Source organism: Rhodoluna lacicola (assembly GCF_000699505.1).
GTDB classification, from domain to species: domain Bacteria; phylum Actinomycetota; class Actinomycetes; order Actinomycetales; family Microbacteriaceae; genus Rhodoluna; species Rhodoluna lacicola.
In genome coordinates, this window is sequence record NZ_CP007490.1 from 1,329,075 (window position 1) to 1,343,035 (window position 13,961).

A 13,961-nucleotide genomic window follows, 5' to 3' on the forward strand; every position below is an offset into this window, starting at 1 on the left:
AATCACGCTGGTTGGAATTACTGCCAAAATGCCCCCGATGCCTTTATGGGATTTAGCCTAGGCGATTTACTGGTTTGGAACTAGATTTCACCTTTATCAAGACCGGCCAATACATGCTGGGCACGCACCCTGAGCTCTGGCAAATCAGTCAAGCGCTTCAGTCCATTTACCTGCTGGCTCATTCGGTGATTCCTTACGAAGGTCTCTTTATGACGATCAAGAAAATCCCAGTACAAAGTGGTGAACGGGCAGGCATCCTCACCAACGCGCTTCTTTGGGTCATACTCGCAACCCTTGCAGTGCTGAGTCATGCGATTCAAATAAGCACCACCGGATGCGTAAGGCTTAGTCATCAGCTGGCCACCATCAGCGTGCACAGCCATACCAATAACGTTTGGCACCATTACCCAGTCAGAGGCATCAATAAATTGCTCGCGCATCCAGTTCAAAAATTCTTGCGGATTGGTTCCGGTGGTCAGCGCCAGGTTACTCAACACCATCAGTCGTGGAATGTGATGCGTCCAAGATCTTGCTTCAACATCTTGCACCACAGATTTCACGCAATTCATTTTGGTTTTTGATGAATCGGTAAATAGCGGTAGCAGTTTGCGATTTGCATTCAGTGCATTGCGGTTTCGGTAGTCCTCACCCAAGAACCAATACATGCCATTGATGTATTCACGCCAACCAATAATCTGACGCACAAAAGCTTCAACAGATTCAATTGGCGCTTTCTTCTTTTTATAAGCACCGATAACCGCAGCCACCACCTCATCAGCATGTAGCAAGCCGTTATTTAAATAAGGGCTTAGCAGTGAGTGGTGTAGCGCCCAGTTGTCAGCAGCAATGGCATCTTCATAAGGGCCAAAAGCGTGCAGGTGATGCTGAATAAAATTTTCAAGCTGCTGCAGAGCACCGGCGCGGGTTGTAGCCCAGGTGGTAGTTGGAGTGAAATCTAATTCTTTAGAAACTTGCAAATCAATTTCATCGCGAGCGTGCTCTAGATACGGCGGCCAAGAATAATTCTTTGGTGGCGGCAACCGATTATCGGCGTCGTAATTCCAACGGTCACCTTCAGGTTTTCCATTGGTCACCAAAATATCTAGACGAGTGCGTTGCGCGCGATAGAAGTTCTCCATCACAAATGTCTTTTGCTTTTCTGCCCAAAGCTTGAATAGCTCGCGACTGGTTAGGAAAAAATCATTCTCAACAAACTCCACTCCAAAATCTTTTAGCTGCGCATACTGCTTGAAAGAAGATGGTTCGGCAGAGCTAATTGGTAACTTGCCAAATTCTTGCTTCGCGGCTTTAAGTCCGTCAACCGTTGTAGCCGATTTGATGTAGCGCACGGTGAAACCGGCTTCAGTAAGTTGTGTGGCAAAGTGCCTGGCAGAAGAAATCAAAAAGAACAGTCGCTCTTTGTGCCAAGGTCTACCGGTGGTCATGCGAGCGCTTTCAACCAAAACGATTGCATCGGTGTTGGGGTTGGCGTTTTTTAGCACGCCGCGGGTTTGGTTCAGGTGGTCATGGGCCACATAAAGAATTCGCTCAAAAGCCATGCGCTAAACCGACTAACCCTTGCACTTCTTGGAACAGTATTTGACGTTGGCCCAATCCTTGGCCCATTTTTTGCGCCACTCAAACGGCAGGCCGCAGCGCTCACAGATCTTGGGTTCAAACCCGTTCTTTGTCTTGGCTACCGGTGGCATGCTTCAACCCTAAGTCAGTGGCGGGGTAGCCTAAACAGGTGAATTTCTTCGAAAAGCGCCCGCCAAGCAGGCTACTGGCCCAAGGTTTGCTGGCCTTGGGGGTCTTGCTAGTGGCGACCTCTGCCTACAACCTAACTATTGGGGATCAGGCATCGGAGCAGGCCCAGCAGGCCAGGGCAGAAGCGGTTCCGCTGGAGGTTTCACCCAGTTCCACAGCCAATTCAAGCCCGCTCAAAGAGGGTGAGGTCTTTGCCAAGCTTTCGGCTCCTCGCCTAGGGCAGGACTACCTGCGCGAGATTGCCGAGGGCACGAGCCTTGACCGAGTTTTGAACACCGTAGGTCTTGGTCACTACGTGAACACTCAAATGCCCGGCGAGGTTGGTAATTTTGCGATTGCCGGTCACCGCGCTGGCAACGGTGGGCCAATGCGAAACATAGATAAATTCACCGATGGCGACTTGGTTTATGTGGAAACCGCAGATAAAAAGTTCACCTACAAATACTTGGAAACCAAGATTGTTGCGCCAAGTGATATCGGTGTAATCAATCCGGTGCCCAAAGGCTTAACCAAAAAGTCAGAGCCAGGCAAATACCTGACTCTGACTAGTTGCACACCTATTTATGTGAATAGCGAACGAATTATCGTTTGGTTCGAGCAAGTCGCAGAGCAACCCCGCTGAGCATGAGCAGCACACCAAAGAACAACATCGCTAGGTCGTTGGTTCCGGTGTAAGCAAGCTCACCTGAAGAAACTACTGCTGGCTTTGTAGAAATCACCGGAGGCTTTTTGCCGGCGGCAACCGCGTTTCTAGCTTGCAAGACCTGGGCCTTAAGCGATGGTGGAATCTCAGCAAGCGGAAGCGCATTTGGATTCTCACTAAGAATTTCAGCAATCTTTTCTAGGGTTATCTCTTCATCATCGCCCACAAGTCCAACCCAGGTAAATGCGTGTGACGCAACTGGCACAGTGGTGGTGATAGAACCATCTGAACTCTCGTGGCTGTCGTAAGTCACGTACAGTTCATCTGGAACGGTTGTGGTAACCATCCAGTCACCGGCTCCCAAACTTGGGAACAGGTAGAAACCATTTTCGTCGGTTAGTACTTCGGCAACGGCAGCGGCCTTCACCGGAAGATTTGCACGACGAACGGTTGCATTAACCAAAATGTTTGCCGGGGTAACCGGTGCTGGAATGCTAGAAACCTGAACCACGTATAGCTTGATGTTTTTCATGAATGGTTCATTGGTGTCTTTCAAACCATCCTTGTTGATGTCCAACCAAACAATTCCTGAAAGTGACTGGTCTGGAATTTTTACAGCTGCAGGTGCCACTGGCTCTTTAGGCTCAGTCTTCTCTGTCTTTGGATCGGTTCCGGTGTAGGTAAGTTCATCGATGTCTTTTGGATCTTCATCGGTGTTCTTCATCTTCTCTAGTTCGGCAATGATTTCCTTTTTAGGTTTGCCTTCTTCGCGAAGCTCGTTGTATAGAGTCTGCAATGACTTCTCGGCACAGCCCTCAACGGTTCCGTCGTAAATCTTCTTGCCCAGTGGAGTCATGTTTAGCGCCGCCCAGCGGTTCTTGCCGGTTGGGTCAGCAGGGATGATGTCACCCCAGTCCTTCTTGTTATTTGGGTAATCCACGGCCGAATTGAAGACGTGGTTTCCGTCGTAGATTTCATCGTGACCGTAGTGACCAGCATTCTTATAGATAGAAGATGCTGCCACAGTAATACGAACGTAAGGGTTGGTCACTGAATTGGTGCGGTGACAGATAGTGACTTTATCGTTGTCCGCTTCAGCAACATTTTTATCTGTACCGGTGTACTTGATTTCTTTTACATCGGTCTTCTTGACGGTTGGCTCGGCCTCAGCTTGCTCGGCCTCAATCTCACCAATTTCTTGCTTGATCTTCTTTTCTGGAACTCCTGCTTCACGAAGTGCGTTGTAGTACTTCACCGCATCAAATGCAGGGCAGCCAGCAACTTTGCCGTTGTAGATATCGGCGCCGAGTGCGGTCCAGTTGAGTGGCTTCCAACGGTTCAACCCCGATGGATCCGCAGGGATGATGTCACCCCAGTCTTTGTCCTTAGCGCGCTTATAAATTCCAGCTTTGAAAACGTGCTCGCCGGCAAAAATTTCATCGTGCCCCTGGTGACCACTCTTTTTATTTACTGAGTTGTAGTCAACGGTGATACGCACGTAAGGATTTGTTTCTGAGTGTGTGCGGTGACAAATAGTTACCTTGCGACTTGGTTCTGGTGCTGCGGCTCCGCCACTGCCGCCGCCTTGCTGCTGTTGCTGAACGGCGGCATCAATTGTGATTTTGATAGTTGCAGTAGCTGTTTCGGTTGTATATGTGGCGGTGACTGTATATGTGGTTTCCACCATTGTTCCAACATAGGTACCAGAAACCACACCAGTTGAAGAGTTAAGGGTCAAACCTGTTGGTAGTGCTGGGCTAACTGTAAAAGTTGGAGCTCCAGTAAATCGAGTCACGGTGTATGAAGCGGTGTCTGTGATTGCAACATTGTCTGTTCCAGAAACAATTTGCACGTCTGGTGAAAGAACGGGGCCGCTTGAAGATGTGATGGTAATGCTGAATGAAAATGCGTAATCAGTTGACCCGCATCTCGCCAAAATAATGTAATTAGTTGTTGAAAGTGTGGTTGCGGGTGCTGTTCCACCCAACGTGATAGTTCCAGCATTAATTGCAAAATTCAAACCAGCGGCGCCACTGACGGCGTTTGTGGTTGCAGTCGCAAGAGAGAGCAACTCGTAGCCAGAGCTAGATTTTGGTACAACCTTATTAAGAGACACGTTTGTTGGAGTCGCACAAGTCGCAGTGGTCAACAAATTCGCCGCGTTAGTTTCGGCGTTGATGTTTGAAATTGGTGTTTTTTCAGTTGTGCAGTTGTTCGGCTGAAAACCTGACTGGATGCAGCCATTAGTTACCGCCTGCGCTGGGGCCGAGATTCCGACTACCCCACCAAAGATCAGTGAAAATACAGCGGCTACCGAAATCAGTAGCTTTGATGTTTTGGCCTTGTGCATGCGAACTTCTCCCTATAAATGGTTCACCAAATTAAACTACGGTCTAAATTTGCGTAATTCCGAATATGGGGTCTACCCGAACATTAAAAATGTTGGTGTTTGTTAATGTACGGACCTAAATTTGCCCAAATTTGGCCACACCAAGGTTGAATTTGCTTTGTCGGCGTTACCCCATACACTCTTAACATTCGAACAAGTGTTCGAACTCAAAATCTGTGTAAAACGTCCAAAACGAGGGTAATCATGGAGAAAACCATTGCCGTATCGGTGAACCAGGCTGGTGAACCGGTCAAATTCAGCTGGCAGGGCGCTACCTACGCCGTGCTTTCCAAGCCGGTTCGCTGGTTCGCCCGCAAGCAGTGGTGGTCTGAGGCCAACCACGTACAAAGAGGTATCGGCCCCGGGGTGCTTGAGGTTGAGATGTGGCGGGTCAAAGCCGCCAACGAATCTCAAGAGACCGGCATGTTCGAGATCATGCACCGCAACGATTCAAAGCACGCCTGGCACCTGGTGCGCATCTACCACTCATGAGCTCGTTCACTCACCTGCACGTGGCCTCGGCATTCAGCGGGCACTACGGCGTGACCCGGCCAGAGGCAATGGTTGAGGCCAGCGTTGCCCAGGGTTTCAGCGCACTGGCCATCACCGATCGCGACGGACTTTATGGCGCGGTCAAACATATCGGTGCTTGTTTGCAACTTGGCATCACACCGATAGTTGGCGTTGACCTGACCGTATTAGATGATGATGGTTCTAGCTTGGGGCGCTGCGTAATTTTGGCGCACGGCAACAACAAGGGGGCGGGGTGGTCCACGCTTTGCAAAATTGTTTCTACCGCGCACAACAAACGACTTGCCACTCGCTCTTCAAAAAAAGAAGTTGGTATTGGTCGTCGCACACTTGCCGAGCTACTTGCCAATGGCAACTGCACGCTGCTGATTGGCCCAGACAGTGACGTTGGTCACGCGGTGGTTGCCGGTAATCGCGATCGTGCCGAGGCGCTGCTAGAAAATTGGCAGGGCTTGTTTCAATACCCCGGCACCTTTGCAATTGAAATTGTTAGTCACCTAACCGAACCGGGCACATCTTTTTCAAGTGTGCAAGCTCGTCGCATGGTTGAGCTGGCCGATGCGCACAAAATTCCAGCGGTGCTGACCAATGCTGTGCGTTATTTAGAACCCGATGACGCCCTTACCGCCGACGTTCTTGATGCGGCAAGAAATCTTGAAGCACTTGGTCTTTTTGAGTCGCAACCAAATGCGCAAGCGTGGTTAAAACCGCAAGCAAAGATGCTGGCGCTAGCAATTGAAATCACTGAAGACCGCGCACGTGCGATTGAACTGTTTGATGTCACCGCAAAACTTGCCGAACGCTGCCGACTTGATCCTGTGAATGATTGCGGTTGGGGTAAACCAAAGACTCCAGAGCAATCTGCTCTTGGGATTGATGGCAATCCATTTGAGGTGCTCTGGCAAAAAGCACACGCCGGCATTGAGCGCTACTACCCAAATGCAAAAGGTAAATTGCTGCAACAGGTGCAACACCGATTAGGTCAAGAACTAATCACCATCAACAAACTTGGTTTTGCAACATATTTTTTAACCGTTGCCGATGTGGCGCAAATGATTCGCGATATGAAGATACGCAGTCAAGCGCGTGGTTCCGGTGCCGGTTCGCTGGTGAATTATTTGCTTGGCATCAGCGGGGTTGATCCAATTGAGCACGATTTATTGTTCGAGCGCTTTCTAAGCACAGAGCGCTCCAGCTTGCCCGATATCGACATCGATGTTGAATCAGCCAGACGGCACGATATCTATCGGGCGATTTTCAAACGCTACGGCAGTCAGCGGGTCACCCTGCTTTCGATGCAGAGCACCTATCGGGGTCGCGGGGCAATGCGGGATTCAGGCCTGGCGCTTGGGCTAGATGACAACCAGATCGATGACATCGCCAAGAACATGTGGCGCTTCAGTGCCCGCAGTTTTCGCGGGGCGCTGAGCAGCAAGCCAGAGCTGGCCGAGTTTGCCGCCGCCGTAGAAGAAGATCGGCGCATGAACCTGCTGGTTGATATCACGGAGCGGCTTGACCGGCTACCCCGATACATCTCGATGCATCCGTGCGGGGTGATTCTTGGTGATTCCAGTTTGTTGAACCTGACTCCGGTGGAGCCATCGGGGGCTGGTTTGCCAATGAGTCAGTTTGATAAAGATGACATGGACCCAATGGGCTTCTTGAAACTAGATGTGCTTGGCGTGCGCATGCAAAGCACCATGGCCTATGCCGTTCGCGAGATTGAGCGCGTGCACGGCAAGGCGCTTGATCTTGATGCTGTGCCGCGCGACGATGCCGCAACCTTCAAAGCTATTCGCACCACAAACACACTTGGTATTTTTCAGATTGAAAGCCCGGGTCAACGCGAACTTACCGGCAAGCACCAACCAACTCAATTCAATGACCTAACCATTCAGATTTCACTGTTTCGCCCGGGCCCAATGAAGGGAAACATGATTGCTCCATATCTTGATGGTCGTCACGGTTTTGCCAAACCGGATTACATGCACAAAGATTTAGAACCAATTCTTCGCGAGACTTTTGGAATCGTAGTTTTTCACGAGCAGGTTCTGCGAATTCTAAACACAATGACCGGTTGCGGTTTAGCCAAGGCCGATGAAATGCGTCGCTCGCTAGAGAACCCAAGAAAAAATCACCTGGTGCAAAAGTTTTTTCGCAAAGAAGCGGCCGCCAGAAAATATCCGCAAGATGTGATTGACCGGGTTTGGTCGATTCTTGAGGGCTTCAGCAGTTTTGGTTTTTGCAAAGCGCACGGTGCCGCTTTTGCGGTGCCAACATATCAAAGTGCGTGGCTCAAGACCCACTACCCCACCGAATTTATGGCTGGCCTGTTCACCCACGACCCTGGAATGTATCCGCGCCGATTGCTACTTAGTGAAGCTCGCCGGCTTGGCGTAAAACTTTTACCAATTGATGTAAACAAATCCACCGATGAATACAGAGTTGAAATAAGCCATGTTGAAAGAAACGGTGTAGAAAAATCTGCAGACAGCATCGGTGTTCGCATGTCACTCACCGAGGTGCAGGGAATTAGCGAGGCCGAGATCGCGCGCATCATTGAAGAGCAGCCGTTTGTTGATGTTGCCGATTTTTATATGCGGGCTAAACCAGCCAGGCGAACCATGGAACGGCTGGCGCTGATTGGTGCGCTAGATGGGGTTGCCGGAATCAGTGCCGGTGAAGTTTTTACCCGCGGCGATGTGCTGGCCCGAGTTCGACAACTAAACGCGTTGAAGAAGCGGCCAACCCCGCGCGAAGATCAGCCCATGTTGGATTTCGCCTCGCTTGATTACGCGGGCGTTGAACAACTGCCAACCGGCAATGCCGAAATGAGCGTGACAGAGCAGGTTGCTCACGAGCTTGAGATTTTGCACCTTGATGTCACTCAGCACGTGCTGGATCAATACCGGCCAATGCTCGATGAGATGGGGGTGGTCACCAGCAACGAACTGGTTGGCATGCGCAATAAATCAGAGGTGCTGGTGGCCGGAGTTCGCGTTGCTACCCAAACCCCACCCATGCGGTCGGGTAAACGCGTGGTATTCATCACCCTTGATGACGGCCAGGGCTGTGCCGATGCCACCTTCTTTGATGAGGCTCAGGCCCGCTGCGCGCACATTTTGTTCAACACCAAGCTGGTGATTATCGGTGGCAAAACTCGCAGAACCGGGGTAAATGGGGTCTCCATCATGGCCGAGAATGCCTGGGATCTAAAGGAACTCTGGGATCAGTGGCTACTGAAGAAACAGCACGGGCACCATCGACAGAACCAGCAAGATGGCCGAGGCAATGTTGAAAATGCGGCGACGAACCGGGTTGCTTAGCCAATCCTTCAAAACCTGCCCAGCCACTGCCCAAAGCAGCGCGCCCGGATAGGTAAAAATCAAAAAGACAAAGCAAATAAATGCGGTGACGCCAAGGCCGGAACCAACCGGCACCATCGTTGCCATAAATGACCCGATAACCACCCAGGCCTTAGGGTTCACGAACTGAAAAGTGGTCGCCTTCCAAAAGCCAATGTACTGAGCCTCACCGGTATCGGATTTGCTGGTGCTTTTGACGATTAGAAATGCAAGCCAGACGATGTAGGCAAAACCCACCCACTTGAGTACCTGGTAGACCAGGGGCAAGGTGGTGAAAATTACGCCAAGGCCGGCGGCAAGGGCAGCCATCATGCCGATTAGCCCGGCCATGATTCCGTTTAGATAGGGCACTGATTTTTTGAGCCCAAAGTTGGCCCCTGAGGAAAGTAAAAAGGTGTTGTTTGGGCCTGGGGAGACTGCGGTCACAAAGCTGAAAACAGCCACCGATACCAACAAGCTCCAGGTCATACTGCGAGTTTAGGTGAACTACGGCTGCAGCCGCTGAACCTGCCACTGGCCCAAGCTGCCATCGGCCAATGTTGAACGTGAGAACTCGATTCGGTCGTGCATGCGATTTGATCGGCCCTTCCAAAACTCAATTCGGGTCGGCACAATTCGGTACCCACCCCAGTAATCGGGGCGCGGTACATCGGTGTTTTCAAATTTGGCAAGTGCCTGTTCAAACTGGGTATCCAAGGCAGAGCGGGTGTCAATTGGTTTGGACTGGTGGCTTGACCAAGCGGCCACCTGCGAATCGTGCGGACGCGAGGCGTGATACTCATCGGATTCGGCTGGGTCAACCTTTTCGGCAGTTCCTTGAATTAAGACCTGTCTATACATTGAGTACCAGCCAAAGGTGGCACTGACGTTGTTGTTGACGGCAACTGCCTCGCCCTTGCGCGAGAGGTAATTGGTAGCAAAAAAGAAGCCGCGCTCGTCAACACCTTTAAGTAACACGGTGCGGGTTCGCGGGTGTGAGTGTTCATCAACTGTTCCCAGCACGAATGCATTTGGCTCATATATCTGAGCCGCTTCTGCCTCACGCAACCAAATCTTGAATTGCTCAATTGGGTCACTGAGTAGGTGAGTTTCATCCAGCGACTCTTGGCCGTAATCCTCGTGCCGATTTAGTGATTCCATAGCTTCAGCCTACTTAGCGATTAAAAGAAAAACCGGCCCTTCAAGAAAGGCCGGTTTTTCATAACCAAAAATTACTTCACGGCACCAGATGAAATGCCTGAGATGAACTGCCTCTGCAGAATCAGGTAGAAAACGATGATTGGAACAACTGCAAGTAGCAGACCCGCCATGGCCTGACCATACTCAGTCATGTACTGACCGTAGAACAGGTAGGTAGAAAGCGGCAAGGTCTGGGTCTCTGGAGTCAACACCAACCTTGGAAGCAAGAAGTCGTTCCAAATCCAAAGCGAATTAATGATGGCAACTGTGGCGGTGACCGGCTTCAACATTGGAAAAATGATTCTCCAAAAAATTGTGAAGTCATTCGCTCCGTCAAGTGCCGCAGCTTCGTCTAATTCCATTGGAATGTTTGAGATAAAGCCGTGGTACAAGAATGTTGAAAGTGCAACACCAAAGCCCTGGTAGAAGAAGATCAACGCAGCCTGGTTATTCAATGAAACGAACGGCGCGAAGATTGACATGAATGGAATCATCAGCGCCTGGAACGGCACGATCATTGAGGCAACCAAGATCAAGAAAGTGCTCTTGGTGAACTTGTTCTTTGTGCGCTGTAGGTAGTAGGCCAACATTGACGAGATCAAAATCAATGCTCCAACGCTTAGCACGGTGATGATTACCGAGTTGGTTAGCGACATGAAGAAGTTCATCTTCTCAAGTGCCTGAGTGAAGTTATCCCAGGTGAATTCAACTGGGAAAGCCAGTGGGTTTGAGATGATTTCAGGAATCGGCTTAAATGCGTTCACGAATACCAAGAAGAATGGCATCACAAAGGCAATTGAAAGTACCAAACCAACTGTGAAAATAATTGACTTGGCTACCGAAGCACGCCTGTTCATAGATACATTCTTACTCATCGCTGAACCTCCAGGCGCTTACTGATTGTCACTTGAACTAGCGCCGCGATAGCGACCATCAAGAACATGATTACGGCTTTTGACTGGCCGGTACCAAAGTTTGCGAATGCAAAAGCATCTTGGAAAATGTGCATCGAGATCAACTCAGTAGTGCGGTAAGGGCCACCACCGGTAAGGGCAAGGTTTACGTCGTAAGCCATGAAGCCGTTTCGCAGTGTCAAGAATAGTGAAATGGTGAAAGCCGATGCCATCAACGGGATTTTCACCGCTAATAGAGTTCTAAGAGCTGAGGCTCCGTCAATGCGAGCTGCTTCAAGAACATCTTGCTCGATGCTAATCAAACCGGTGATGTAGATAATCATCATGTAACCCGACTGCTGCCACACGGTCACAATGACCAAAGCCCAGAAGGCAGTATCTGTTTCGTTTAGCCAGGAGGACTCAAGGGCGGTCCAACCGAATCTGGTTGCCAGCGAAGTCAATGCGCTGTTGAAGAGGAACTGCCAAATCACACCCAGGACAACTCCACCAATTAGGTTTGGCACGAAGAAGAAAGTTCTGAAAATGTTAGAGCTACGAAGTTTAGAAGTCACAAGTAGAGCTAGGCCAAAGGCCACAACGTTTACCGCGATAAGAGACACAACCACGAATAGTGCTGTGAAAGAAAGAGTCGCCCAAAAAGTTTCATCTTGGAATGACTTTACGTAGTTGTCTATACCAACGAAGTTGGCAAACTCAAAGCCATCCCAGTCGGTGAAGGTAAGGAATAGACCTTGCGCAAAAGGATAGACAAGCACAAAGGTGAAGATCGAGAGCGGAAGTGCTCCGAAGATTATGAATTTCTTCAAATTTTTAGTAAAGGGCATTTGCCTCTCCCCTTTGTTTGCTTTTGCGAGTTTTGCTTTTAAGTTTATAAATTCCTGGGGTGGGTTGCCCCACCCCAGGAATTTGATTCTAGTTGACTAGAAAGTTGAGGTAAGAATTACTTCTTAACTCCGCGCCAGGTCTTTACAGCGCCCTTCCAAGCCTTCTCTAGTTCAGCGGCGTACTGCTCACCGTCAATCTTGTCGGTGATCAACTTCTGACCTGAGGCACCGTATAGGTCCTGACCGCCACCAGGGTAGTAAGTGTTCATCCACTCGATTGACTTGTTTGCCTTCACGTAGGTCGCAATTTCACGAGCCATGAATGAGGTTGCCTTCAACTTGGTGCCCTTGTAAACAGGGATGAAGTTCATGCCGCCATCCTTAGGGGCGCCAGCTACGAACTTCTCACCAGCTGGTGATAGGTACAACCAAGTCAAGAAGTCAACAGCACCAGCGCGCTGTTCCTTGGTTGACTGCTGGTTGTCGATCATGAAGTATCCAGGAACACCAACTGAGATTGAGGTGTTTCCGTATGCCTTCGCGTTGGTGCTGATTGGCAATGGCATGATTCCGAAGTCTCCACCGTTAGAAGCCTTGATCAAGTCTTCTTCTGCCCAGTTACCCATGAACCAGAAACCAGCCTTACCAGCTGCAAGGTCTGCAATTGCTGCAGCGTACTCGGTGTCAGCAAGGTTTGGCTTTGCCTGGTTGTACTTCTTCATTAGTTCGAAGGTTGCTAGCCAGTTGTTGAATACTGGGTCACCAGTTAGCTTCTTGGTTCCGTTGGCCATAGCGTCTAGAACCTTTAGACGACCTTCGTGAGTTGAAGATGCGTTAGCGAAGTAAAGGTTGGTTACGTGTGCACCAAGTGACCACCAGATAGCTGAGAAGCGGATCGCTCCAGTACCTGATGCTTCAACCTTCTTAAAAGCTTCTTCTAGCTGAGTGCGGGTGGTGATTTTCTTAGGGTCAACGCCAGCCTTGTCTAGAACCTTCTTGTTGTATAGAAGACCGAAAGCCTCAACAGTTGATGGAACACCAACCTGCTTGCCACCGATGTTGGCTGCAGTTAGTAGGTCCTTCGGTGCAGCAGCTGCAAGCTTGGTGCCCTTCCAGTCCATAACACGCTTTGCCATGTCTGGTAGGAACTGTAGGTCGTACATGATGGTCGGAGCCTTCTTGGCAGCGTACATCGGGGTTACGTTCTGTAGGAAAGTCAGCTTGCGGTCGCCCGGGATTGACTTAACTGTGTAGCACTTCTGACTCTTGTTGTATGCAGCAACTGCATTTAGGAACTGGTCCTGGATTTCAGGCTTGATTGTTCCAAGCATTGTTACGGTTGCCTTCTTAGGGCAAGCAGGTGCAGCGTTAGCTGCAGGTGCTGAAATTACAGAAACCGCTAGTGCAGAAGCAAGAGCGATAGCTGCAAATTTTGTAGCTTTCTTCATACGAATTTCCCTTTCCATGGAAACCTCCATCGACGTCGAAAAGAGGTTTGCTATAAAACTAAACCCTCTAGTCCGGACAAAAAACCATTTTTGATAACGATTTGTAAACGCTTACATTCTTGGGGGAATTCGACTAAATTGCCCCGGATGCCAGCCAATTCTTTGGCTAAATGCCATAGTTAAGCCGTAGATAGGGGTTAGTTAGCGATGAATGAAAAACCAATCCAAGAACGGCGCATCAGAGCGGTCCTAAGGGCCGGATCTATAGTTTTTGGCCTGAGCGCCCTGGTGCTAATCGGGTTTCCGGCCTTTTTCAATCAGCTATTGGGTCTACCGGCCTCGGCAGCGCTGGATTGGGCCATGCGCATGATCGGCATCACACTGGTGGCGTTGGCCGGCAACATGTTATCGGTGTCTATAAAAGGGTCAGCCGAATCCGTGCTGTTTTCAGGCAGAGTAATGCTGATTAGCGCCGCAGCCTTGGGTGTTTTGACCCTGTTGATACCCGCGCCGCTTGGCTGGTTTACCTATTTATATGCAGCGGTGGGTTTTGGCTTTTCCGCCGCCTACGCCTGGGCGCTGCGAAAGTAGCTTGGCCCACCCATTAGGTTCGTGGTCGGACTGACAGGATTTGAACCTGCGACCCCTTGTCCCCCAGACAAGTGCGCTACCAAGCTGCGCTACAGCCCGTAATTACTTACCTGAAAAGGATAAGAGAAAACCCGGTTCTCGTGAGAAGAAACCGGGCTTTCGTGCGCTTGGAGGGACTCGAACCCCCAACCTTCTGATCCGTAGTTATGTTGCAATACCTCTATGTGAAGCCTGAGTGGCAATTTACCCCAGTATTTTATTAGTCAAGCCACCTTTTGCAGATATGCCCGTTTCCGTCCGTTTCCGT

At 50.0% G+C, this 13,961-nt stretch carries 12 protein-coding genes and 1 tRNA gene; 4 read left to right on the top strand and 9 right to left on the bottom strand.

Going from position 1 to position 13,961, the window contains the following annotated elements; genetic code table 11:
- Nucleotides 1-80: 80 nt before the first annotated feature.
- Both RHOLA_RS06470 and RHOLA_RS07520 read right to left on the bottom strand, forming a co-directional pair.
- Nucleotides 81-1,559: a cryptochrome/photolyase family protein gene (locus tag RHOLA_RS06470; RefSeq protein WP_038503283.1), complete on the bottom strand. Its 1,479-nt coding sequence runs from the start codon at nt 1,557-1,559 to the stop codon at nt 81-83.
- A 12-nt stretch (nt 1,560-1,571) separates the two neighbouring features.
- Nucleotides 1,572-1,709 carry a DUF2256 domain-containing protein gene (locus RHOLA_RS07520; RefSeq protein ID WP_084321450.1) on the bottom strand — a complete coding sequence of 46 codons (138 nt, stop codon included), beginning with the start codon at nt 1,707-1,709 and terminating at the stop codon, nt 1,572-1,574.
- Between the two features lie 38 nt (nt 1,710-1,747).
- Here RHOLA_RS07520 and RHOLA_RS06475 point away from each other — a divergent pair, with 38 nt between their 5' ends.
- On the top strand, nt 1,748-2,389 hold the full coding sequence (locus RHOLA_RS06475) for a class E sortase (RefSeq protein ID WP_051636358.1): 642 nt from the start codon (nt 1,748-1,750) through the stop codon (nt 2,387-2,389).
- Here the strand turns inward: RHOLA_RS06475 and RHOLA_RS06480 are convergent.
- Nucleotides 2,349-4,760 (bottom strand): putative Ig domain-containing protein, encoded by a 2,412-nt coding sequence (locus RHOLA_RS06480; protein WP_038503285.1) that lies wholly within the window; start codon nt 4,758-4,760, stop codon nt 2,349-2,351. The genes RHOLA_RS06475 and RHOLA_RS06480 overlap by 41 nt on opposite strands.
- A 243-nt stretch (nt 4,761-5,003) precedes the next feature.
- Here RHOLA_RS06480 and RHOLA_RS06485 point away from each other — a divergent pair, with 243 nt between their 5' ends.
- Nucleotides 5,004-5,291: a DUF6504 family protein gene (locus tag RHOLA_RS06485; RefSeq protein WP_038503287.1), complete on the top strand. Its 288-nt coding sequence runs from the start codon at nt 5,004-5,006 to the stop codon at nt 5,289-5,291.
- A complete protein-coding gene (locus RHOLA_RS06490) occupies nt 5,288-8,656 on the top strand; it encodes a DNA polymerase III subunit alpha (protein WP_084321452.1) in 3,369 nt (1,122 codons plus the stop codon). The genes RHOLA_RS06485 and RHOLA_RS06490 overlap by 4 nt, the downstream gene beginning before the upstream one ends.
- Here RHOLA_RS06490 and RHOLA_RS06495 read toward each other — a convergent pair.
- From RHOLA_RS06495 to RHOLA_RS06515, 5 genes are all read right to left on the bottom strand, one after another.
- Complete coding sequence (locus tag RHOLA_RS06495) at nt 8,567-9,163, bottom strand: LysE family translocator (protein ID WP_038503290.1); 597 nt, start codon at nt 9,161-9,163, stop codon at nt 8,567-8,569. The genes RHOLA_RS06490 and RHOLA_RS06495 overlap by 90 nt on opposite strands.
- Before the next feature lie 18 nt (nt 9,164-9,181).
- Nucleotides 9,182-9,835 (bottom strand): pyridoxamine 5'-phosphate oxidase, encoded by a 654-nt coding sequence (gene pdxH, locus RHOLA_RS06500; protein WP_038503292.1) that lies wholly within the window; start codon nt 9,833-9,835, stop codon nt 9,182-9,184.
- Between the two features lie 71 nt (nt 9,836-9,906).
- Nucleotides 9,907-10,731 (bottom strand): carbohydrate ABC transporter permease, encoded by an 825-nt coding sequence (locus tag RHOLA_RS06505; protein ID WP_038503294.1) that lies wholly within the window; start codon nt 10,729-10,731, stop codon nt 9,907-9,909.
- Between the two features lie 14 nt (nt 10,732-10,745).
- Entirely contained in the window at nt 10,746-11,615 is an 870-nt protein-coding gene (locus RHOLA_RS06510) for a carbohydrate ABC transporter permease (RefSeq protein WP_038503296.1), read from the bottom strand.
- Nucleotides 11,616-11,731: 116 nt separating this feature from the next.
- The gene (locus RHOLA_RS06515; RefSeq protein ID WP_144239032.1) at nt 11,732-13,063 is read right to left on the bottom strand and encodes an ABC transporter substrate-binding protein; all 1,332 of its coding nucleotides are present in this window, start codon (nt 13,061-13,063) and stop codon (nt 11,732-11,734) included.
- Between the two features lie 207 nt (nt 13,064-13,270).
- On the opposite strand from RHOLA_RS06515, the gene RHOLA_RS06520 reads away from it, so the two are divergent.
- The gene (locus tag RHOLA_RS06520; RefSeq protein ID WP_051636360.1) at nt 13,271-13,654 is read left to right on the top strand and encodes a hypothetical protein; all 384 of its coding nucleotides are present in this window, start codon (nt 13,271-13,273) and stop codon (nt 13,652-13,654) included.
- 22 nt (nt 13,655-13,676) lie between these two features.
- Here the strand turns inward: RHOLA_RS06520 and RHOLA_RS06525 are convergent.
- A tRNA-Pro gene (locus RHOLA_RS06525) sits at nt 13,677-13,753 on the bottom strand.
- Nucleotides 13,754-13,961 lie beyond the last annotated feature (208 nt).

Excerpts from the sequence above, each read along its gene's own strand:
- RHOLA_RS07520 (WP_084321450.1), bottom strand. The coding sequence starts at position 1,709 with ATGCCACCGGTAGCCAAGACAAAGAACGGGTTTGAACCCAAGATCTGT.
- pdxH (WP_038503292.1), bottom strand. The coding sequence starts at position 9,835 with ATGGAATCACTAAATCGGCACGAGGATTACGGCCAAGAGTCGCTGGAT.
- RHOLA_RS06510 (WP_038503296.1), bottom strand. The coding sequence starts at position 11,615 with ATGCCCTTTACTAAAAATTTGAAGAAATTCATAATCTTCGGAGCACTT.
- RHOLA_RS06505 (WP_038503294.1), bottom strand. The coding sequence starts at position 10,731 with ATGAACAGGCGTGCTTCGGTAGCCAAGTCAATTATTTTCACAGTTGGT.
- RHOLA_RS06515 (WP_144239032.1), bottom strand. The coding sequence starts at position 13,063 with ATGAAGAAAGCTACAAAATTTGCAGCTATCGCTCTTGCTTCTGCACTA.
- RHOLA_RS06470 (WP_038503283.1), bottom strand. The coding sequence starts at position 1,559 with ATGGCTTTTGAGCGAATTCTTTATGTGGCCCATGACCACCTGAACCAA.
- RHOLA_RS06490 (WP_084321452.1), top strand. The coding sequence starts at position 5,288 with ATGAGCTCGTTCACTCACCTGCACGTGGCCTCGGCATTCAGCGGGCAC.
- RHOLA_RS06520 (WP_051636360.1), top strand. The coding sequence starts at position 13,271 with ATGAATGAAAAACCAATCCAAGAACGGCGCATCAGAGCGGTCCTAAGG.
- RHOLA_RS06495 (WP_038503290.1), bottom strand. The coding sequence starts at position 9,163 with ATGACCTGGAGCTTGTTGGTATCGGTGGCTGTTTTCAGCTTTGTGACC.
- RHOLA_RS06485 (WP_038503287.1), top strand. The coding sequence starts at position 5,004 with ATGGAGAAAACCATTGCCGTATCGGTGAACCAGGCTGGTGAACCGGTC.
- RHOLA_RS06480 (WP_038503285.1), bottom strand. The coding sequence starts at position 4,760 with ATGCACAAGGCCAAAACATCAAAGCTACTGATTTCGGTAGCCGCTGTA.